Below are 24,792 nucleotides of genomic sequence, written 5' to 3' on the forward strand. Positions count from 1 at the left end.
AAGCCGCTCATAACAAGATATTATCAGCAGCTTGCAAATATCTCAGATTCCGACATTCCCTCAGTCCTCTCAACGGCGACGGGAAGCAGCCACAGGTTCAGTCGTATATTCCACTTTTGCAGTTTCATGAGGCAAGGCACGCATCTCTGTTGCAGGCTTTGTATCATCGTTCGAATTATCGGAAAGAGTTACTGCAAAAAGGGCTACTCCCGCATCCTTCGGCAAAGTCAGAGCCTTGGCATCCGGAGCAATATCAAGGCAGATTTTATACAAATAAGTATAAATATAGGACTCATTACCCCCCACCCGGCTACTGTGGCGATGCGTTCCGATATAAGCTATCGAAGCATCCTTCATATAGCCTTCACTTTCACCCGTCCATCCCCACTGACCTATAAATCCTGAGTAAAAGGGTACATTGACACTATAATCTTTCCCATCTACCTGGAACGAAGCTTTGCGGTCACCGTGTGACGAAGTCACCAGCAGGTAACATTTCGTATATCCGTGCTTCTCAGGAAGGGGTATTGTTTGCCCGTCGCAACGGATATAGTTATAGTCGGCAGGATTGTTTTCCATCCGGAACGTTACCCCCTCGGCTTCTACTACATCCGGCATCAGTTCGGCAGCAAAAGAATTGCCTTCTCCATCAAAATTCCCCGACATACTGAATTCGTCCGCTGTAAGAGCAGTCGCGTTACATTCAATATCTATAGAATGATTTTCTGGAATCTCGAGGCATGCATTTTCCTTAAGTCTCACACTGAAAGTGCGTGGTTGGAAAGCTGTCCCGCTAAAAACAATTTTGTCACCCTCATATTTTGTCTCGCCGACATACTCCTCGATACCGTTCACCTCACAAGCGCTCTCCACTGCACTTGCAAAAATGATTTCTGCATTTTCAAAATCTTTTCCATAAATTTCGTTCACCCTTACGATGTAGCTCTTACCGTCTTCCGCTTTCTTAACAGCCTTTATCGCTATGCCGGGCATATTGGTCTTGACGAACGATAACTTGCGTCCCAACGTTCCGGCATGTTTCGGAGTAGTGAAAGAAAGTAAGAGCTGATTGAATGCTTCAGCTTTCCATGCAGTCCCCGCTTCTGCAATATCGGACTTATGACCATATATGGAATAGCTAAAAGTATGATGCCCCATGTCCAGATGTTCCTGATGAGCCATATTGGGATCCTTGCCTACCGCCGGAGTATTCAAGAGAGTAAGCCTCAACGTATGGTTGTCCGGTTTATCCCATCCGTATTTGCTGTCGTTCATCACAGAAATGCCGTAACTGCCATCCGCAGACGTAATGTCGGCCCATTGCTGGGCTACCACCTCATACTTGTTATCTGTATTGCTGCCGCGTCCGATATAACCTATGCCAAGGTCGTATGTAGCTATTTCATTCGACACATTCATTGGGAACTCGGCTTTAAGGAGGGTATTCCTTTCGTTCCAGTCTATCTCGTTACGAATATCTATCCGGTCATCTTGTCCTCCTTCCGTAAGAGTTATATACTGTACGAAGTTGGAAGTGCCGTAAGTACGTTTCACTTTGAGTGAAGCACGTACCGGTCCGTTTTCCGCCACGGAAATCTCAACATTACCATTTACCGGCAACGGTGTCTGGTCAATCGTTTTCTTGAACAGCTCCCATGCCGGCCATGTGCGTGACTCACTAGGGGTGAAAAGCGCAAGGCGAAAAGCCTTACCTGGTTCCACCAACTCACGTCCGTTGCGTTTATCAGTTATCGAAGCGATGTCTCCGTTCTTGTCCAGTACAACTTTATAAATCGAATTCTCCAAAATATTACTTTCAGCTTTCAACTGCTTAGTACCGGATATTTTTCCGCTACGCACGTCGTAAACCGAAAAACTTACCGGATCCATATCCACCGGAAAAAGTACGGTAGCCTTACCGTTCTGCCATGAAAGAAGTTGCCCGAAAACCTTTTTCCCATTGGGGGCAACGGCTACTATGTCTTTCGGTTGCGAAGCCATATCCACTGTGGCTGTAACTATATCGCAACGGCTTTGGGCAACAGGATTATAAACCACAACCGAAATTCCTCTTGTCCGCGTATCAAGTGCCCTACTTACCGCACCGACCGCACCTGTAGTGATTTCTGCAAATTCCGACTGAGCAATAAGTTCATCATTCCATGAGAAAGTATAAGCGACCGGAATACTTGTACCCGTCAGGTCATCGTGGAATTGATGCCACAAAAACCTTTGCCACGATTCACGCAACGGCTCTTCGGGGTATGCCGCCCCTCCCAGCCATTCAGCCACTACTGAAGCTCTCTCAGCAGCATCGGCCAACAGTTCGTTGCGACGGTTGAAAAGTTTCATGGCTGCTTGAGATGTATAACAGCCTGTCGCATGTACATCCATAAGTAATTCCCCTTTGAAAACAAGCAGTTCCGGATGCTTTTCAAAAGGATAATAATCATCAAACAACTGCCCCGAACGTGCACTTATTATCTGCACCGGTCCCTCACCCTTCATTCCTGTTTCAACCGATCTTACGGAAGCAATTGTAGGCGAACCTCCACGGTCTCCGGCTCCATAATAATGGTAGACGGTATTATTAAGACCGTTTTTAGCTAAATCCACCAGTTTACCATTGTTACTCAACTCTTGTCCATCAAATCTAGAAACGTAGTCTTGGGCATGCGGCACCGCCATAATGCGCGCCCCGTCTATACCTTCCCACAACCCGAACATGAACGGTAGTTTGTGGTCACCATAAAACGGCAACTTGCGATGCTGGAGCTTCTGTGTGGAAAAACCAATGATACCAGAATGGGCAGCTATCGTGGGCAGGGTGTATCCGAAACCAAAACAGTCCGGAAGAAAAATATCATTTGATTTTTTACCAAATTCTTTCTTAAAGAATTCCTGTCCGTAAAGAAGATTACGGAAAAATGATTCCGGTGAAGGTATATTGGGATCAGTAGAATCCCATGAGCTCCCTGAAATATTCCAACGACCTGCCTTTATATAATTTTTCAGCCGTTCATACTCGGTTGGATAATACTCTTTGGCCCATTGGTAACGAACCGCTCCTTCGAAATTGAAGATATAACCGGGATAATGGTCGATCAGCCAGAAATTCTGAGTGAGTGTACGGTATAAATAATGGTCAATGGTTGTCTGTACAGTCCACAGCCACTGTGTATCAAGATGGGTATTGGAAACCATGTATGCTTTATATGGTTTCTGCGCATCAACATGGGTACTTATACCCAACACAAACAACAGGGGAAAAATCAGTTTTTTCATCATATCAAATTTAATAGTACATGGCAATCGAACTTTTATCTATTAACCACAAAGTTCCTTATCTGGCATTCCGTGCCCAATGAACGGGGATTCTTGTCGGACGAGATACGCAAGCGCAAGGTATGCTCAGTATCCTCCAACTCTGTCTCTAACATGTATACCCATGGAATATACAAGGCTGAGCTCCATGCCGTATAAGTATCCAGTTTCTTGAACGGAGCATTATCCACACTATATTCCAGTATGCCTGCCGACGGTCCGCAAACACAAAAAATCCCGATAGCCCTTCCTTTGAAAGAGAGTGTCAGCCGATCACCCGGACGTGCAGCTTCCAACATAGGAACATGCACAAATCCTTTCCGCTTTTCATATTTGTTATCCGGATTCCAATCGTCTGTAATCTTCCATCCACGACCAATACGCACACGACTGAGAGGGATGAAATGCCCTTTGGTATAACTGTATGGATCAAGTTGCGCAGCAGGAATCTCATGCAGTCGGCGTATACTTTCAGCATTTATTTCCCGTTGCATTTCATCCAGCAGATTACTAATGGCAGCAGTATAAACAGATTGCCCATAAGGATGGGGATGTGCGTATCCAAACTCTTTCCAAGTAAACTGTCCGTCCTGCAACCGTTCTGAAATCTCTTGTGCCAGGTTGACTGACGACACCCGATAATGATTGGCTACCCGCTCGTAATTTAGAATAGCATCCGGCATCTGCCGTCTGGCGATGATAGGCAGGAAACCGTCCGTTGCAAAATGAGTCAGCACAATATCGGTTTCCGGATTAACTTCCAAAGCATGACGGATTTCCCCCTCCACTCCACGCACCTGCTCCTCGGGCGTAAAACCATTTGTCATATCGTTCGCAGATCCATCAATGAACAGCAAATCTATTTTACCTTTCGACAATACATCGTTATCCAACCGGAAGGCTCCGGGTGTACTTCCTGTAGAACTGATACCGGCTTCTACGAACTCAAAAGTTGTAAAAGGGAAACGCTGTTGCAACTGTTGTTCCATCATGTCTTTCCACCCCACCATCTCTGTGATGGATCCACCGATAAAAGCTACCCTTCCCCGACGTTCCCGTTCAAACTTAATGAACGAGTTGTTCAGACTGCCACGAATGGTGTAGTGCTGGAACTTCTTATGTTCAGGCTGTTGGCGCATAATAAAATCGACTATAGGTTGAGGATCTTCAAGACTATGCGGATGGTGGTCGCATCCCGGTTTTATTATCAATTCCACATTTCCACCCAATGCCAGGTAACGTTTACGCATCACCATCATGTTCTCCTCAATCGGTACACTCCGGTCGCTGTCTCCACAAACACTGATAATGGGCACACCCGCTTTGGCCAACGGTTCCAGATTGTCTATGGGATTGCCGTCAAAACGATCAATGGTTTCTTCCGTCAGGTTCCATTCTTTCAACAAAGTTTTCCATGCTGCCTTATGCAATCTCTTCAGGCAAGTGAACACATCACTGAGTGGTGCATCAAGATAAAGGCAAGCAACGTTATCCGGGTTTTGAGAAGCCCAAATGACAGAATAGAGTCCTCCACGGCTAAACCCTTCCATTACTACTTTAGAAGAAAGCCCGTAATTCTCCACCATTTCCTTGTAGAAACGGTTACCCAATTCAATAGCCCACGGACTGGCATAATCATTTGTAACATCCAGATAAGCCACGTGGAAACCTCTTTCCAACAGGGCTTTATCCACAGCAGGAAACGCATCGAAGAAAGCCGGACGCCATATCCACGGATTACCGGCAGCAGCTTTTTGAGGCACAACAACAATAGCGTCCCGTCCCTGGAATTTAAAATCATAACGGTCTCCTTCATGCCATTTGCTTTTAGAAATACCGTTTTCTATTTTCCCTTGAACGGGAGTTGAGTAAAAGGATATTGCCAGCACCCAAAGCAGGCAAAAGAAATAAGGAAAACTTTTTATGTTCATAGCATTCTCATATACAGGTTATTAAAGAGAAAACCGAAGGACGAAATTATTTCTTCCAGCTTACTGTATGGAAAGAGTGAGGTGGCAGAGTCAATGTAACTTTCTGTCCCCCTATTTCAATGCTCATCGTCTCTTCTGTATCAGTCACATTGGCAACAATCACACTGACCGTACCATCCGGATTTACGAAAGCCAACATATTTTTATCTGACGGTGTTTCCAGCCTATAAGCACCTGTCTGCACAAAATGCCCTAAATGCTTCATCAGATAGAATTCCGGATTATACTTCACGGTTTGTTGCTTCTTGTCAATGGACACCATAGAATTCTGATTCCATCCCCAAGGACTGATGCCCGGAGTAGGAAGAATCATATTCCAATAGTGATAAGAATTGATGCCATTACTGAAATAGTGCTTCATCAGGTTCCATGTATATTCAGCATAATCCCATGAATTTGCTCCGTTACCACATTCTGTCTCGGTTTGCATCAAGTTCAGATTAGGATATTCACAATGGATAGTCGGAATAGCTTTCTTACCATCCCACTGGAAGCCAACGCCTTTAATGTACTTAGCTGCCTGTTCATCCCGCAAAGCAGTGCGCACATAATCCGGATTGGACGTATTGATAGTTCCAAAATAAATATCAGTTTTGATATTTTCCCGCTCAAAAGTCGGTCCCAGATAATGCCCCAAGAAAAAAGTCAGATCTTCCGTGCGCCATTTACAACTGGGAAAGACCTGGTTGGAACAAGGCTCATTCTGGACATGAATACATTCCAGTGGCAATCCTTCGGCTTCATAGGCTTTGATAAAACGTGCAAAGTAATCGGCATACGTTTTCAGATATCCTTCCTCCATCCGGAAACCTGTACTGAACTCTGTTATAGCCTCGCGCGGAAGTAATCCATTCACATCTTTCTCTCCAGACGGACGAACCGCAGAAGCATAATGATTATTCGTCTTCATCCAAGCCGGAGGACACCAGGGAGAAGCCCAAATACGCAAGTCAGGATTTATCTGACGGGCAGCTTTAATATAAGGAATCAGAATATACCTGTCACGGTCGATATTGAAATTCACCAGGTTAAAGTCTCCCGCAACATCCGCAGAAGAGTAGAAACTCAGGGCAAAGTCATTGGCCCCCATCGGAAGACGGCAATAGTTAAAGCAAGCTCCATCTTTGCTGAAGATAGCTTGAAGAACAGCTTCACGATCTTCAGCCGACAAAGCATTCAGCGCATCCCACCCCATTTCATTGAAGCAGCCGCCTATACCCATAATCAACTGTAAGCGTAGAGTCGGGTCAAGCACGATCTCTGCTCCGGTAGTTACACGTTCCGGCTTTACCTTTTGTTTCACCCACGGAGAAGTCTGAGTGGTAGTATACCACTCGACTTTCTGCGCTGAAACAGTTCCACTCAACAGGAACAATAAAATCAGACTTATTAACCTCATAATCTATCTCATTTTCTTTGTTTCACCATCTGGATAGTTCCATCTTCATTGTAATAAAGTTTATCCACACAAATAGAACGTAGCCAATCATGATTGGATAAAGCACTGTTGTGATAAAATGCAAACCACTGACCTTTATATTCTACGATAGAGCCATGATTGGTATAGCTATCGGTAGGCTCCATATAGATACCCATAGATTTCCAGGGACCGAGCGGGTTATCACTGATAGCATAACGCATACGGTTGTCGCCTTTCACGCCGTCGTTCCAGTTTTCATCGTGGTTATCGGAATAAGAGAAATAGTATTTTCCATTATATTTATGAACCCATGTAGCTTCGTGAAAGTCTTCCAGACCTTCCATTTCCTTCATTTCTCCATCCAGTTCCACCATATTATCTTTCAGCTTACCGCCTTTACAAATCCGGCCGCCACCGTTATAGATATAAGCCTGACCGTCATCATCCACAAATACACAAGGGTCGATCAACGGGTCCATTCCTTCAATATATCCCTGCACAGTAAAGTTAGCAGCCGGTTCTTTGCTGGTAGCTACACCGATCTTCCAACTATTATTCCATTTCGTGTCACTGGGATGCGGGAAATAGAAATAATACGTACCATCTTTGTAAGCACAGTCGGGAGCCCACATAAATCCGCCTTCTTTGCGCCCCCAGGGAACTTGTGATGAATTCAAAATTTCACCATGATCTGTCCAATTCACCATATCATCTGTAGAGAATACATGGTAACGGTCCATCAAATCGCAACCACGTGGAGGATCGATATCATGAGAAGCATATACATACAAACGTCCATCCGCCCATACATGTGCCGAAGGATCGGCTGTGTACATATGCGTGATAAATGGATTGGGAGCCATACTGTCAATACCAACTGTTTCTTCTTTTGCCGAATTACTTCTAGGTGACTGACAAGAGAACATAGATCCTACCAGGAATAATGCAAAAATAGAATAAAAATGTTTTTTCATAAGTAATGTGTTTTATATTAGTAATTAATAGCAACCGTTGCTATCGATAATCGATTGTAGCTTTATAAGTTTTCCCTTTCTTCAACTGAATAGTACGATCATACGTCTGACCGGCTTTCATTCTTATTTTCCGGTCTTTCGCTGAATACAAGGTTACAGACACCTTATTTTGTGAAAGATTCCATGAAAGATGTTCGATGGTAACTCCGCAACGAGTCTTTATTCCACCAATGCTACCTTGCCGGATACCATCCACCAAAGCTGGTAATAAATCAACACCTTCTTCATTGGAGCCAACCAGCATTTCTATCAGTACCCCGGGTACGGAATGACAAACATCAGTACAGAAAGTACCATGGTTCGGATAATGTGCGGTAGACAAACTGTTATAATAGAAATCCTTCTGAGTAAGCGTCATCATTTTCTTCTTTAGCGAAGAGGCATCATGCAGTCCGGCAGCAATCAAGGCAGCGTGAAGATAGCCGTGACCGGCATTCTCGTAATTGTATTGATCACGCATTTGCAATGCCCTGTGAGCAGCCTTGTAAAGTTCCGGTGTCTTATCTTCCGAGAATTCCCGATAGGGCCATACCATCATCAAATGACTGGAATGACGATGATTATAGCTCTCTTCAAGTCCCGACCAGCCCCACTCTTTGATGGCGCCATCCTTATTAATCCGATAGGGAGGCAATTCATTCAATAAGCGTTGCCAACGGACTTTACCACCATTTATACCCTGTTCTTCACCCAATAAATCGCATACCTTAACCAATGTAGACAGCAGGAAACGGGCTCCGGAAAGATCAAAAGCGGAATTATTAAGCAAAGATACCCGCAAATTGGACGGCTGGTTTTCCGGTGAAACAGATCCTGCAATAATGTAGTGTCCTTCCTCATCCTTGTACTTCAGGAAGTCTTCATAAAAATCTCCCATACACTTCAGCAAAGGGAACAAACGATTTTTCAGGAAGCCTTGATCTTCCGTTATCAGATAGTGTTCCCAGAAAGGATAAAGTAACCAGGCTTCTTCACCTGTCGCATAATGGTAAGGGTAGAAATCATTGATAGAGGCCATTAGTCCTGAAGAAAGTCCGGGTGTGTTTCCACAGGCCAACATTCCCCGACAACCCAATAGTTTGGCAGCATTGGTTTCAAAGTCTTTCCGCCACACCTCATTCAGATGGAAATAGCCTTCCATCACTTCAGGCATGGCACCCGTATTGCCACCACTGACTTGCAGATTCAGATTGGCATCCAAATGATAGTAACCACCCCATCCGGCATTACAGTCGCCAGTCCAGATTCCCAACAAATCAGGAGGAGTCAGTTCGTTTCCAGAAGATAGGAAATGATACCTTCCGGCATCAAAGATACGCTCCCACAAAGCCAGTACAGGCTGGTCGGTATTCTTTTGCTTCTCCAACAGCTCTTCGTTAGATAGTGAGCGTTCCTGAGGAGTCGCGCCCAAATCAATCCGCACCCGATTATAAATAGAGGTGTGGAGAGCTTTATGAGCTTTCAATAATCCATTATAATTGGCACGAATCGCATCGAGTCCTTTTTTCAGAAGTCCTTTATTCCATTCAGCCCCGCAATTCTCCGGATACTTTTGAGTTCGGGACAGTAAAAGGATTTCCGAGGCATCCTTTATGTATAAGGTATCGTTACGCAAAAAAGAAGAGCCTCCTTTCTGTTTCACGCGGATACCTCCTTCATAGCCTATGGTATCCATAGGTGCGGCATAGTTCACACGGATATTCAGATAGTCTTTCGTATGCAGACATTTTGTTTTCAGTCCTTTCGGGAAATTCATCTCTGCGGGCATTTGCAAACTGATGGCACAATTTAGTTTACCAGCAGAGGATGCCTGTAGCTCGAAGACTGCAACATCGGCATCTCTTGAAACAAACGACCGACGCTTCCATGCTCCACGCTCATCACTCCACTGGACAGTAATTTCACCGGTTTCATAATTACAAATACGGCGATAATCTCTTACCGCTCCGGAAGCATCCATATCTATTTTAAGTGCAAAGCCCGGATGTCTTCCATCCTCTCCCCCGTCCTGCCAATGCGAGGTACGGACAGCCAAATCATTCGCTTCTTTAAACTTCCCGGTTGCGCAGTACTTCTTTATCAAATCGAGCGTATCACGGGGAACCTCCGCAAACGTGCGCGGGTTCTGCCGTGGAAAGTTGAAAGAGCGATCATTGAATACCACCGTTTCGTGCAAAGGATTTCCAAAAACCATGATACCCATCTTACCGTTACCTGCCAGCAGAGCTTCCTGCCACTTCGCATAAGTCTCAGGAAAATGAATGGAATATCCTTGACGTACAGCCGACTGAGCGCATACTCCCAGCGATGCTATACCGATTAATATGGAGTATAGTATCTTTTTGTTCCACATAATGACCTTATTTATTTCAGTGTGAGTAATCTGCTGCGCTTTAAATTATACCCTTCAGCAGAAATGGCGACTTTTCCCCGGGATACATATTCCACCGTTACCGTTCTCTTCTCTCCCGGTAACAGGTTAAAATAGCCGTCGGAAGCATAAGCCGGCAAAATACGTTTATCTGTATCCGCCTCACGGACATTGAGTTTCAGAGCGAGGGCAGGCATTGCTCCGGTGTTCTGTAATTCTATTTGTATCTGACTCTCCTTTTGCCGGATTAGTTTACAGTTTATGGAAGCTTCTTCCAAAGCATTGAATCCCTGGAAATCACCCTCACCGTTATCTTGCCAATAATCATTGATCGAAATAACCTTGCCACGCTTATCCTGAAGTATCAAGCGTTCCATATATACTCCGGATGCAGAAATTGGTTTATCTTGTACGAAGCACTCGGTCAATCCATTAGCCAATACATTCAGCTTGGAAGTGCGTTTAAACAATGACTTACCTTCAAGGGAATAAACTTCATATATAACTTTAGCCCCCTTTATTTCTTTTAAAGAAGTATTTACAACCACTACTTTCTGATCATCCAGATTCTTCTGAATATGAATCGGCTCACACGCTTTACGGCATCCATAGAAAGAACCGAAAGTTTCATAATCCCAGGAATAAATCTGCCAAACCATACTGGGCCAAGCCGGGTGACTCATCCACAACAACAGCCCACTTGTGCTATTCCACATTTTACTGTTCCAAGCTTCCATCATGGCGCGGTGACTGTCGTAATTGACAATCTGTGCTTTCCGGCTAAAATCTTTCAGGTCCGTCGGCTTTCCATATTTCCGGTCTATCGCCTCCATAAATTCTCTTTGCCCCCCATGTAAATCATGGTAATACCACACATCACTGATGGGCCAGGCATCTTTCACATCCATCATAGCCAGGATGGATTCTTCCGTAGGAATGGAAGTTGAACCTTGTTCCGTATTGAACCCATGTGCCCGATCGCGATAGTAATCCACCGGATTCTTATGATAGTTCCATGGTCCGCTTGGTCTCAGGTTGCAATGGGTAGAATTCGGACTGTAATAACGGGTACCGTCTTTCTCGGCAATCATCTTTGCCAGATGTTCTTCGATATAAACAGGTGCAAAGCCTTCATTCCGGGGATTCCAGACAGCAATGGAAGGATGATTGCGGAAACGTACCACTACATCTTCTGCATTCCGTAAGAATAGGTTATCATTATTTATCGGCATATTGTAGCCTTGCGTACTCAGCCAGAAGTCATTGAAAACCAGCATACCATATTCATCACACAATTCATAGAAGTTCTCTTCCGTACTCTCGCCCGTCCAGTTGCGGATCATATTAAAGTTCGCTTCCTTGTGCAACCGGAAATAAGGTTCAAGATGTTCACGCGAAACGCGCTTCATGGCATCATCCATTCCCCAGTTTCCTCCTTTACAGAAGATACGCTTGCCGTTGACTTTTATAACCATATAATGCTGCATGGCTTTGTCGGGTGCCGGCACAAGAATATCAGAAGAAACATTCTTTTTCAGACGAGGCATACACATGCCTCCTTCTATATATTTGCGGTTTATATTATCAAAGATAGGTTCGCCCTGCCCCATAACCGTCGGACGATATTCCACCCGGCGGATAGAGTCATCGGGGAAACAAACTTCCAATTCATAAGAAAGCTCACGGACTCCGAAACGAACTTTCTTAGAATCAGAGGATACGCCTTTTTCCGCTACAACCACATCCATCGTATAAAGCTCCTGACGACCGTAATTATTCGGCCACCACAAACGGGGAGACTTCAGTTCCAATGTCTTGTGAACATCCGGAGTAAAGACAACCGTTTTCCGCTCCTTCGGTGCAAGGTTTACTTCCTGAGTCACCTTTTTTCCTTCAAGATTCAGGTCAACGGATACTTGTTTGGCTATCGGTTGCAGGTTCTCCACTTCCGTACGTACGGTAATTTCAGCGACCGTAGTATCTGGTAATGCCAGATGAGTAACTACCTGCGTATCATGCAGACGGATGCCGTTCGTGAAACGTAAATGTACATCCTGCCAGATTCCTATATTCCGGTCACGGATACCAGGCACCCAGTCCCAGCCCTCTGAAGAAATAAAGGTAGGTCCGTCCAAACACAATTGTCCGCCATTCATACCGTTTCCGGCGGATGGAGATTGTTCGTGAGGAATTCCTGGGTTAGGCGGTGGAAGAATACGAACAACCAACGTATTCTTGCCATCCACCAAATGATCCGTTGCGTTAAATTCACCCCGGATAAAAGCACCTTTCATTGTACCCAGGCATACATCGTTCAGCCATATCTCGGCTTGATAATTGATACCTTTGAAAACCAGCCAGGCTTCCCGGCCTTCTGTAGGAACAGGTGAATTGAATTCCAAACGATACCACCAATCCATCCTGCACAGAGTGTCGGGAATTGCCAGATTATTCAGTCCATAATAAGGATCGGGATACACCCCCTGATCCACTAAAGTAGTCAATACAGTACCCGGAACGGTTGCATTATACCATCCATTTTTGCCATCTGTCAGTTTCCAGCCCCGGTTCAACAGGAAATCATTCTCCCCAACCTTCTCTACCACCGCTTCCACCGGTGTCTGCGTTTTCGGGGTGGGCATCATGATTTGCGCTTTCGACTTCGGTAACGTCTCTTTCGGCTGAGGATGAGTCAATCCCCAATTTGCCACATTCTGCGCTACCAATGAAGTAGCACAACCCAATAAGAGACAAAATATCCACTGAAATTTGGCATTCCGTTCCATACTTATTTATTTTTCCGAGTGAGACATTGGATAATTATCTTTCTGTAATACCGAAACCACTTTCTGTAAACGAATATCAGCAGAAGAAGCACCTACCATGATCGTATAATCACCGGAAGGATAAACAAACTTGCCTTTCGCTTCATCCCAATAGCGTAACAGATCTTTACGTAATTTCAAAGTCATTTTTTTGTTTTCACCACTCTTCAATGCGACACGCTCAAAACCTTTCAGTTCTTTGACAGGCATTACTTCATCCCGTTCAGGCAACTTCACGTATACTTGAGCAACCTCATCACCTGCATATTTACCTGCATTCTTCAGTTGGAAGGAAACATTTATTTCCTCTTCACCATCTGCCACTTGCAGGTTGGAATACTTGAATGTGGTATAACTTAAACCATAACCGAAAGGATACAGGACATCCCCTTTGAAGTATTTATAAGTACGTCCCTTAGTTATATCATAATCATCAAACGGAGGGAGTTCATCCAGACTTCTGTAATAGGTCAAGGGCAGACGGCCACCCGGATTATAATCACCGAACAGGACTTCCGCTACAGCTTTACCTCCGCTTTCACCGGGATACCAAGCATTCACAATGGCTGGAACATGTTCATCCATCCAGTTGACAGCCAACGAACTGCCGGCAACCAATACAACAACGATATTCGGATTTACTTTGTAAATTTCCTGCAAGAACTCCATCTGGTCTGCCGGAAGCTGAATATCATATCTATCTTGTCCTTCACGTTCTATCGACTTATTGATTCCTAATACGGCAACTACCGTCTCACACTCGCGCACCGCTTTTCCTGCTTCACCATACAAATCCAAGCGAGTGACTTTGCCAACCTGGGGAACCCGCCATTGCAGTCTCGCTACAGCATAATCACGATTGTCATAGTACTCTGCTTTCAACTGGTAATCTTTTCCAGCTTCCAGATAAATAGTAGCGGTATCAGTCCGGACAGCATGTCCCCGCCATGCATCAATCAGCATTTTTCCATCAATGCTCAAGCGACAACCATCATCCGATGTGAAACTAAGTGTATATTGTCCGGTAACCGTAGGACGCAATTTTCCTGTCCAGCGAACTGACAAAGGAGATTTAGGTAAGAAAGGATCGGGTGCCTGGTTGGCTGGCTCAAAGTTAATCCATTCTTCTTTGCGCACTTTCGGAGTCCCCTGTAACTTGGTATTGTCAAAATACTCGGCCTTCAATCCTTCCGGGAAATTGACTCCCTGTATGAGTTCCATACCGTCTACAGCTGATTTCCAAGGAGCATATACCACTTTCACACCATCGCCTACTCTATCTTTGATACCCTGCAACACTGAGATCGGAGCAATCACTGGCGAACCACTATAATCTCCAAACTCACAATTACCGGCATTGATGCCTACCACAGCTATTGATTTCACCTTTTTGGCATTAAGCGGCAACATTTTCTTCTGATTCTTAAGCAATACAATACATTCACGTGCTGCATTCAAAGCTACTTCCTGATGCTTTGCCGACCCTACCACAGCCGGAGATATTTTCGTATAAGGATTCTTTTCTCCGCTATCAAACAACCCCAACTGCATACGTGCCCGTAACACACGATAGGCAGCCGAATCTATATCAGCATTCGTAACCATATATTGACGGTAAGCACTCAACAAAGGCTCATCAAATACATCATCACCACATTCCAAGTCTAAGCCTGCTTTTATGGAAAGGGTAGCCGCAGCCTCTTTAGTCTTCACATATTTATGTGCATTCACCAACAAGGAAGGTCCACCGCAATCGGAAACCACATATCCTTTGAATCCCCAGTCCTCACGAAGTACTTTCGTCAATAACCAGGCGTTCAAGGTACAAGGCACATCATTCAGCGCATTATACGCTGACATGATGGAAGCTGATTTACCATCCTTCACGCACGCTTCAAAAGCCGGAAGGTAATATTCACGTAACTGTTTTTCTGAAATCTGCGGATTACATACAAAACGATTATGTTCTTCATTATTGGCTGCGAAATGCTTAGGAGTCGACACAATCTTCAGATAACGGTCATCATCGCCTTGCAGGCCTTTCACAAAAGCAGTACCCATGACACCACTTAAATAGGGGTCTTCTCCGTAAGTTTCCGGAGTACGTCCCCAACGTGGGTCACGCGCCATATTCACTGTGGGAGACCAGAAGGTCAACAAGTCACTAAACTGGCTTTTTTGTTCCCGTCCCTGATCCAGTTCGTTCCAACGGGCACGTGCCTCATCAGAAATAACCGTAGCCACCTGCAATTGCAATTCCGGGTTCCAGGTTGCCGCCAGTCCGATAGCCTGCGGGAAAACGGTAAAGCGTCCCGGACGAACCACTCCGTGAAGCGCTTCGTTACCGTGGTAATATTTGGGAATATCCAAACGAGGAATACCCGGAGAGGTTGCACGCAACAGGCTGATTTTTTCTTCAACCGTCAAGCGTGATAATAGATCCATGATGCGCTCATGCATCGGCGCTTTCTCATCTTTATATAGCTCTTGAGCCTGTGCCACTCCGGCACAGGCAATTAGAGCGAATAATCCTGTAAATACAATCTTTTTTAGTGTTCTCATGGTTTTTCCTATTGACTTATTATACCTTATTGTTTTTCTGCAGATGGAGGTACTGCATCGCCTGCGCTACCCCATGTTTTATTAGGCCTGCTGCCCATCACCAATACCAATTTTCCGCCTTCTTTTATGTCGTCATGACTAAACCAAGGCTTATTCCATTCTTTTCCGTTCAATGTGGCAGACTGAATGTATTTGTTTTCATCCGATGCACCTTGTGCCTCTATCTCAAATACCTTTCCATTGCTCAACATTACCTTAGCCTTAGTAAACAAAGGGCTGCCGATATTATAAGACGGAGAACCCGGAGTTACCGGATAGAAACCTAAAGAAGAGAAAACTACAAATGCTGACATACCGCCACCGTCTTCATCACCCGGTAATCCCATCAAGTCATTACGGAACCAAGTCTTCAGCAACTGACGAATACGTTTCTGCGTCTTCCAAGGCTGACCTGCATAGTTATACAGATAAGGAATATGCAGAGAGGGTTCATTGGCCATTGAGAATTGTCCCACATTTCCGGTATGGTCCGGTATCTGTGCATAGAAAGCATATTTACCACGTCCCAACGGTTCACGGAAGGTCTGATCCAAGTTCGCAATAAACTGTTGGTTACCTCCCATCAGATCAATCAGATCAGCTACATTGTGAGGAACATCCCAACGATAAACCCAACCATTATTCTCACCATAATATTCACGTGCACCCATACCTCCGGAGAAACGATAATCGAATGGTTCGATCCATTTACCATTCTTATCCTTCGGATGGAAGAAAGCTGTTTCTGCATTATACACATTACGGTAATTATGAGCACATTGTAGATAATGAGCAGCATCTTCTTTTTTTCCCAACATATCGGCTATGCGCGACAAACACCACTGGTCATAGGAAGTTCCCAACGTTACTGCAATCGGCTGACGCTTTTCGAAATGATGTACATTCGGATCTGTTTCTTTTTCTCCTTCCTGAAGTGCAGGGATATATCCGTTCTTCTTATAGAAATCATCAATCCAACCGGCAGCAGCACCCGACCACGGAGCCAGTGTTTTTTCTTCAATACCTTTACGGCAAGCTTCATAGGCTTTAGCCAAATCGAATTGTAAGCCTTTAGCAGCCGCATCCGCTACGGTTGCCACAGCATGATTAGAGTTCATACGACGAGAGTCACCTGTAATCTCAGGGAAAGTAGGCATCCACATATCTCCCATCTGTTCCGCCATGCGCAAATAAGAGTCAATCACATTCTTTTCTGTTCCTTCATCAATCAAAAGACGCAAAGGATGGGCAGCACGGTAAGTATCCCAAATCCAATCGTCTGTGTAGAACGGCTCACCATTATCTTCGTGTATCTTTCCGTCGAATGCACTGAAATAACGACCGCCTTCGCTGATACAAACCGGACGTTCGAATACACGGTAAAGCGATGTATAAAGAACCTGTTTATCTGTCTCACTGCCACCTTCTACCTGAATATCGCTCAATGCTTTATCCCAGATCTGACGTCCCTTTTCTGCTAAAGCCTGCAGATTATAATCAGCCAATTCACGTTGCAGGTTTTTCTTGGCTTGTTCTTCACTTATAAATGAAATTCCATAGCGCAAGTTGACTGTTTTTGTTCCGTCTGCAAAGTGCATTACAGCACAGGCATTACGCCCTTCTGCTTCTTTCTTGTCTGCATCTATTTTACCATCAGCCAGAATACCTGTTTCTATAGGGGTAACGTCCGATTCTATATACAGGTAAACCCGCGTATTATTCTCCAGTTGTTGATAACCGCTCACAAAACCGTCACCTGCCTTGATAGCACCGTTACGCGAATTGATCATCATGTATACAGGCTTATCCTGCTGACTATAATCTATCTGATAAAGAGCCGACTGATGAGAAGGTGCATACTTCACTTTAATTTCCTCGTCATCGAGAACCACCTCATAATAATAAGGTTTCAACTTCTCATCATCATAGCTATAAGCTATAACCGGACGAAGTTTATCTCCCTGATACGGACTCAGATTGAAAGCAGAACTACCACGATGACTAGTCACAATCAAAGGAAGACCTTTCAACTGATCTGTTGTATAATCCGCCCGTTCGGGATAGACACGAAGCATACTATTCGGCAGGTGAATAGTCGGGAAAGTAGGCACCAGCAAGTGACTGATATTTCCCATGTAAGGATTCACATAGTCCACCGGACCTTTCACGGCGGCTACTTGGTTTTGTACTCCACTACAAGCGCCCAACATGGAAACTAAAGCTACAGAAGCCAGGCAATGTGTAATTTTCATAATATAACAGTTTTAGTTTATATTTATTTCTTGAAGGCAAATGTAAGGCTCAGCACTTTCCCTTTCAATTAAAAAAGACTTAATCGCTAATTAAATTTGAATAAAGTGGCTAATTAGTCTACTATTTAATCATCTTTTCAATCAATTCTACTAATTTCTTTGGATTTTCAGGAGTAATCGGATAATGCCCACGTCCAGCATCAATGATTACTGTCATCTTGCCTGCATAGCGTTTTTTAGCTTCACCAGTCTGAGTCTTCAAATTAGGATCCAGACTCCCGCAAGCGTGCAGAATAGGAACCTTCGCCTCGGCAAGCGGTTTCAGATTATCCAATGGCTGAATCTTCGCTAAAGAAGAACGCAAAATAGGATTTTCCCCATAGATTCCGGCTATCTTATCAGGGTTCTCAATAGCCCAGGCATAAACTTCTCCTGTCGCACCTTCACGACCGGCTACAACCGGATGTGCTGCAAATCCCTTACTCACAAGATAATTGTATGCAATGCTCCACTGGTCAAATAAAGGACCATCAGCATTATAAGCAATGGGAGCAACCACTATGTGAAAACCACGTGCAAGCAATCCCAAATCTACAGCAGAATTACCATCCGGCTGATCGCAACGGAAAATCCAAGGATTTCCGGCAGCAGGTTTCTCAGGAGCGATAACCGTAACCAGTCCTTCCACACCTTCCAATGAGAACATATATTTATTATAATTACCTGTAAAATAAGGTCCCCATGAGGTAATCCAGAGTTTATCATATTCAGCATACGAATAAATAGGATCTGTACTGTAGAAATTACTTTTTTTGTATTTATCGGGCAGAAATGCAGGCTTCTCAGCCGGTTTTTCCTTATAAGCCTGTTCGACAAAATCCGCAATAATATTCGGATCCTGCAAGCTGTGCGGATGATGTGCCGTACCGTCTTTGATCAAAACCGACATACGCCCACCATTACCTTGATAAACACCTTGAATGGCATAAGTATTATTGAGTATAGGGTCGATGCTACCACAGATATTCAAGATAGGGACATCCTGTCTGGCAAGTTTATCCATTCCCATCAAACTTTTTTGTGAAAGTCCGGGATTATCGGCACAAATAGCCAGAACTTTATCAGGATGTTCTGTCCCCCAAGTAAAAGAATTAGCTCCGCCGCGACTCATACCAATAAACGCAGGTTTAGGAAAAAGGCCGTGCTCATTCACCAGGAAATTATACCATACTTCCCATGTCTGATCGGGATCGGTAGTGATGTAAACAATATGAAAGCCACGCTTCAATAACTCAATTTCCGCTTGTGGCTGATGATCCCAATAACAACCACGCCATGACCATGGATTACCTTCAGCAGCCTGTTTCGGGACAACGACAATGCATCTACGCATTCCTTTTTCCGGGCCCGCAACACCTGCTCCTTCACGTTGTGTTGCCTTGATAGGTTTAATTTGGAATGTTGTTTCACTCATTACAAAATCGTAGCGATCGAAGCCGTGCCAATCCGTCTTCTCACCGGTAAAAGACTGAGCCCTTACGGACATCGCTACAAGAGAAAAAAGGAAGAGAAAAAATAAGTTCTTCATCGTATTATTCATTAAATTCAAGTTAATCAATTAAGTCTGACAGACTTTCATTGTATAGCATAGGGCAATACCCTATGCTACATTTTTTATCCTGCCAATCTAACTTCTATTTGTTTCCGCGGGTCTGCTTTACGACCTGTATGGTTCCATCCGAATTATAGAGCAACTTATCTACACAAACCGAACGTAGATTTCCCTGTCCTGAAAAATCAGAAGTGTGATAGAAGGCATACCATTGACCTTTATACTTTACAATAGAACCATGACTTGTGTCACAAGTGGTCGGTTCCAGATAAATCCCCTCATACTTCCATGGACCTAACGGGGAATCGCTTGTTGCATACCTCAAACGATTGGCACCCGGGTTATTATCCGCATACGATAGATAGTACTTGCCATTGTATTTATGTATCCAGGTCGCTTCATGGAAATCACTCAAGCCGGTCATCGGTTTAACCTCTCCGTCCAGTTTCGTCCAGTCATCTTTCCGTAACTTACCACCATAGCATTTACCTCCACCTCCATTATAAATGTAAGGTTGCCCATCCTCATCTATAAATACGCAAGGGTCAATTTCCGGAGGCATACCCTCAATATAACCTCTTACACGGAATTCCTTATTCGGATACTTACTGGTAGCTACTCCCACCCGCCAGGTACTATTCCAATTAGCAGCATTGGCCGGGTGCGGGAAGTAGAAATAATAGATTTGATTCTCCGGATTATAAGCACAATCTGGAGCCCACATGAAGCCATCACACCCCCAACCATTATGTTTTCGCACTGTGGCTGCATTCATTATCTCCCCATGATCGGTCCAATTCACCATATCTTCCGTAGAAAAAACATGATAGCGATCCATGCGGTCGCATCCAAGTGCAGGCTCCATATCATGCGAAGCATACACATAAAGTACTTCTTTCCCATCAATGTTCCATACATGCGCAGAAGCATCAGCTGTGTAAAGAGGTCCCTTTATCCAACTATTGTACATCGGTGACTCCCACTCTACAAACAGGGGATTACTCATTGCTTCCGTAACAGGGTAAGTGAAAGAATTAGAAATATCTTCCAACTCACCTGTACGCGTTAAAACGAACTTATCGATGTTTCCCGGTGTATTGGCACAATACTTCAGTACATGTTTCCCTTTAGTCAGCTGGATTCCATTAGCTTTCACTTTATGGCTAAAATCCGTCCATCCCCCAAGAGGCATATCTATACTGCGGCTTGCACCCCGACCATCTACCTCAAAGTAAAAACTTCCCTCCGATCCGTCCCCTTTCACACAGAATGTTTCAATGGCATAGGCACCATCCTCATCTACCTCAATCGTATAACACATCCATTCACCTGGCTGTACATCACCGATATAATAACCTCCGGAAGCCTTACTTTCTGCACGAACATCAACGGCGTGGGAACCTCTGTACCCCGCATCAGCCAGTTTAGAGTCGCTCTCATAATAGGCCACATTCTGTGCTCCCTCATCAAAGTCTTCCGCTTCTACAGTGCCGGGCACGCGGTGCGGACCTTTATAGGCCGTCCCTTTATAAGCTTTCAGATATTTTTCCGAATCATAGTCCATATCATAATCGTACTCATACGGCCCATCAGGAACCGGAGGATCTACCTCTGGCACTTCAGGGGGAACTTCTGGAGGTATTTCCCCCGGCGTATCTTTATCGCTGCAAGCTGTAAGAGCAAGTGCAGCAATAAAGAAACCCAACTTCAACAGATGAATAAATAGACGCATACAAATTTATTTTGTTTGTTCTACTACTTTGATAGTTCCATCCGGATTATAGTATAGCTTGTCTACACAAATAGAGCGAAGGTTTCCCCTTCCGGAAATAGAACAGTTATGATAGAAAGCATACCATTCACCGTTATATTCAGCTATAGAGCCATGACTTGTATCGCAACCTGTCGGTTCCAGATAAACACCCTGATATGTCCATGGTCCTAACGGTGAATTACTGGTTGCATAATTTAAACGGTTAGCCCCCTTGCCATTCTCCGCATGGTTATCAGCATAGGACAAATAGTACACACCGTCTTTTTTATGTACCCAGGCAGCCTCATGAAAATCTTTCAGACCCTCCATAGCACGCAGCGGTTCTGCCAGTTCCATCATATTATCCTTCATTTTGGCACCTACACAACGGCCTCCACCGCCATAGTAGAAGTAAGCCTGATCATCATCATCCACAAAGACGCAAGGGTCTATCATGGCAAAGCAATCGTCTTCCATTCCTATCATGTCAATATACTTATCCTGTACGGTAAAGTCTTTGGCAGGATGCTTACTGGTAGCTATACCCACTCTCCAGGTATTGTTCCAGTCATCACCACTCGGGTGCGGAAAGTAAAAATAATAAGTACCATTCCTATATGCACAATCGGGTGCCCACATGAAGCCACCATCTTTACGTCCCCAAGACACTTGCGAAGAGTTCAATATTTCACCATGATCTGTCCAGTTAACCATGTCATCTGTAGAGAATACATGATAGCGGTCCATTAAATCGCATCCACGCGGAGGATCAATATCATGAGAAGCATAAACATACAGACGTCCGTCTTCCCATACATGGGCAGAAGGATCAGCTGTATACATGTGAGTAATGAAAGGATTCGGACCTAAAGTAACCGTTTTAGCTTGCTTCTGGTTGTTGCAACTCATCAATGTCAACGACAAAGCAGCCAAGGTAATCAAATAATTTTTCATACGCTTTTTATAGTTTTAATATTTAATATGAGCAAAATTAGAGTTGGCTGATTAACAAAGCTCTTAATTTCAACTTAATAATTCGCTGTTTTTTTCGATTTTCTATTTCGCATCCCGCCGGGGCATCTCAAAGCTCAGCGGTTTCTCACGACGAAGCATCTTTGCCGCCTCACCCGTCAGCCACAGGTAATGATCGGATGGCATCCCATCCATACCCACAAACTTGACTTCTTTTCCCACCGGAGGATTATCTGTACACTTGAAAATGGCAGTACCTTCATTCACTTCATCGAACATAGCTACATACAGCATCGTAGCCCCTGCATTGATTGCCGTAGAAATCTGTTGCCAATAGAAGCGTCCGCCCTGACGGGGAATAGAACCGGAAGGTTTCACATCATCCTTAAAAGCATGGCGGCTCAGATTATGCCAACTGAATCCCGGAGTCACACAAGGCACATAACCGATATTATTCTCTTTGCACCAAGCTATATCATCGAGAATAACATCCCGATAACGGTCCATATCATTGTGGAGCAACGGAGTAAAGCGCTGCACCATCCATGGCAGAACAATATCCGCCTGTCTGATAAGCTCGTGCAAGTAAGGATCATGTACGCAATCGGCATTCAGGTCTCTCCAGAAAGTAGGTACTCCCAACATTACGCTACAGCCTCCGTATTCCGGATCATTTTTGAGAAAATCAATAAAACGTTCCAAACCGATATTACGAATATCATACGGACGATCAGGAAAACCGACACCCCAGATAGTAACCAACGGTTTGCCATTATAAAAGACATAAGTCTGTTCACCTGTCTGATTAGTTACACGCAGCGAATCAACCAGATATTTCCAGTCGTCAATCAACATGGAGCAATCTTCACCTTTAGCTGCCAGGCCGGACAAATCATACATAACCCCAATAGCACGTCCATATTTTGAAGCCGCCTTCATGGCATGCTTCAGCACTGTGCTCCGCCTGCGTGCTTCCGGACGGGCAGCCCCGAAGAAACGTTGCATGAATACACCATCCAACCCATACTCCTTCATCCACTTGAAATGCAGATCTACCGTGCTCTCATCCGTAGAACAGAAAAAGCGGGCAGTAGAACCATCTGCCAATTTCTGTCCCGTCGGATATGTTTTCTCATACTCACTCACATCCGGCCACATATCTATGCGGACACTGTTCTCATCCGGGTACATTACCCCTTTCCTCGGTTGGTGAAACCAACCTTGATACCCAGCCATAACCAAACCTTTGTAAGATGGATATTTAGTATTCTTAGAATGTTTGGGTGCTGCATTCAGACTCCCGAACAAGAAAAAAACGAGCAATAGTAAAAAGCATTTCTTCATGGTAGCAATAATTTAATTAGATATTTAATATTTCAGTTGTTATTATTTGTTCCAAAGTTCTTTGATTGTTTCTTCCTGAGAGTATCCAAAGGGACATGCTTCACTTCTCATATTGGCACGATAGTTACCTTCGGTTTGATTCGGACAGGTTATCATCCGGCAACCGGGCATTTCCAGATGCCCATTCGGGTCGGTACGATGTATCCAATGATACGCATACGTCAACCACTCATTCCGGTAATCTTCCGGTTGCAGGGACAGCCAGGAAATTTCGTCCCATCCCCATACAAAATGGGAGTTCAGATCCGCCACATTCGCTTCTTTCCCCCTGCCATAATTATCAAACTCCACGAGATATGGCAGATGCTCGCATTTCCATCCGCTAGGGGAAATACGCCCTTTGCTCTTTTTATAAAGAGCATCCAGATGATTCACAGCAAGTTCAGCTTTATAGGGTTCAGAAGGAATTTCCTTGATGCGAAGCGGGAAAGAATTGAAGTCGAGCAAGCTCACCCCATTCCTTACCATTCCTCCATAAGGAGTATGGGCATCCAGCAACACCCAGTGACGGCGGGCATGAGTACGCGCATACTCACGTATTTTAGCAATGACACGAGCCCAGGAATCCCGTTCCGGATCATTCATTCCAATCAACTCGATCTGCCCAAGATGAAAAGCCTCGCAACCGACATTGATGTAAGAACAAGCAAGATAATAGAACCAAAGTTGAGTTTCCTGTCGACTAATATCCGGTACACTACCGCCTTTACGCCAATGATCGACCAGAAGCCCTTCTTTATTCAGCATATCAACATAAGAAAAGTTACGTGATTCAACCGGCAATCCATACCCCTTAAACACCCAATCGGGTATCTTCACCTGATTCACCTCCTCTGTAACGATCTCAAACAGGCACCCCAGAAGGATTATATCAGGGTCATAGGCGTGCAATTCACCAGCAAATGCTTTCGCTTTACTCCAGAATTCAGGTTTGTCCAACAAGCTTTCGCCTCCCCACCGGTAAATGGAACGACCGATAAACTTTGCTCCGATATCCTTGACCATACGCATATCATCGGCATGATAAGAATACACTCTACGTCCTTCCGGTTTATCTGGCATCAACAGATAGACCATTGTAATGGAACGCTCCAGATAATTTTCCAACACCTGCCGGGAAATGCCTCTCTCATCGAAACTGTACTCCTTCCCCTGCCCCCACATGGAACAAGGGCAAAAGAGAATCAATATAATAAAATTATATATAATATTTTTCATAATAGCCAGTTAATA

General features: G+C 44.4%; 13 protein-coding genes. All 13 read right to left on the reverse strand.

Annotation, left to right across the window (positions count from 1 at the left end; all coding sequences use genetic code 11):
* Positions 1 to 69: 69 nt before the first annotated feature.
* Positions 70 to 3,288, reverse strand: a complete 3,219-nt coding sequence (locus BACINT_RS02920; protein WP_007660491.1) for an alpha-mannosidase — start codon at positions 3,286 to 3,288, stop codon at positions 70 to 72.
* A gap of 32 nt (positions 3,289 to 3,320) precedes the next feature.
* Positions 3,321 to 5,255: an SGNH/GDSL hydrolase family protein gene (locus BACINT_RS02925; protein WP_007660493.1), complete on the reverse strand. Its 1,935-nt coding sequence runs from the start codon at positions 5,253 to 5,255 to the stop codon at positions 3,321 to 3,323.
* Positions 5,256 to 5,301: 46 nt separating this feature from the next.
* Positions 5,302 to 6,714, reverse strand: a complete 1,413-nt coding sequence (locus BACINT_RS02930; protein WP_007660494.1) for a glycoside hydrolase family 30 protein — start codon at positions 6,712 to 6,714, stop codon at positions 5,302 to 5,304.
* An 8-nt stretch (positions 6,715 to 6,722) separates the two neighbouring features.
* Entirely contained in the window at positions 6,723 to 7,709 is a 987-nt protein-coding gene (locus BACINT_RS02935) for a family 43 glycosylhydrolase (RefSeq protein WP_007660495.1), read from the reverse strand.
* Positions 7,710 to 7,749: 40 nt separating this feature from the next.
* Positions 7,750 to 10,122, reverse strand: coding sequence for a glycosyl hydrolase family 95 catalytic domain-containing protein (locus BACINT_RS02940; RefSeq protein ID WP_007660496.1), 2,373 nt, complete (start codon positions 10,120 to 10,122; stop codon positions 7,750 to 7,752).
* A gap of 11 nt (positions 10,123 to 10,133) precedes the next feature.
* On the reverse strand, positions 10,134 to 12,926 hold the full coding sequence (locus BACINT_RS02945) for a glycoside hydrolase family 2 protein (protein ID WP_007660497.1): 2,793 nt from the start codon (positions 12,924 to 12,926) through the stop codon (positions 10,134 to 10,136).
* A 6-nt stretch (positions 12,927 to 12,932) separates the two neighbouring features.
* Positions 12,933 to 15,527, reverse strand: coding sequence for a beta-glucosidase (locus BACINT_RS02950; protein WP_007660498.1), 2,595 nt, complete (start codon positions 15,525 to 15,527; stop codon positions 12,933 to 12,935).
* A 26-nt stretch (positions 15,528 to 15,553) separates the two neighbouring features.
* A complete protein-coding gene (locus BACINT_RS02955; protein ID WP_021968036.1) occupies positions 15,554 to 17,818 on the reverse strand; it encodes a GH92 family glycosyl hydrolase in 2,265 nt (754 codons plus the stop codon).
* 121 nt (positions 17,819 to 17,939) lie between these two features.
* Positions 17,940 to 19,406 carry an alpha/beta fold hydrolase gene (locus tag BACINT_RS02960; RefSeq protein ID WP_021968035.1) on the reverse strand — a complete coding sequence of 489 codons (1,467 nt, stop codon included), beginning with the start codon at positions 19,404 to 19,406 and terminating at the stop codon, positions 17,940 to 17,942.
* A gap of 106 nt (positions 19,407 to 19,512) precedes the next feature.
* Positions 19,513 to 21,162 carry a family 43 glycosylhydrolase gene (locus BACINT_RS23290; protein ID WP_007660501.1) on the reverse strand — a complete coding sequence of 550 codons (1,650 nt, stop codon included), beginning with the start codon at positions 21,160 to 21,162 and terminating at the stop codon, positions 19,513 to 19,515.
* 6 nt (positions 21,163 to 21,168) lie between these two features.
* On the reverse strand, positions 21,169 to 22,137 hold the full coding sequence (locus BACINT_RS02970; protein WP_007660511.1) for a family 43 glycosylhydrolase: 969 nt from the start codon (positions 22,135 to 22,137) through the stop codon (positions 21,169 to 21,171).
* A gap of 102 nt (positions 22,138 to 22,239) precedes the next feature.
* Positions 22,240 to 23,499, reverse strand: coding sequence for a glycoside hydrolase family 71/99-like protein (locus BACINT_RS02975; protein WP_007660513.1), 1,260 nt, complete (start codon positions 23,497 to 23,499; stop codon positions 22,240 to 22,242).
* 42 nt (positions 23,500 to 23,541) lie between these two features.
* Complete coding sequence (locus tag BACINT_RS02980) at positions 23,542 to 24,777, reverse strand: hypothetical protein (RefSeq protein ID WP_044154683.1); 1,236 nt, start codon at positions 24,775 to 24,777, stop codon at positions 23,542 to 23,544.
* Positions 24,778 to 24,792: the final 15 nt, after the last annotated feature.

The sequence above is a fragment of the Bacteroides intestinalis DSM 17393 genome (assembly GCF_000172175.1).
Taxonomy (GTDB): Bacteria; Bacteroidota; Bacteroidia; order Bacteroidales; family Bacteroidaceae; genus Bacteroides; species Bacteroides intestinalis.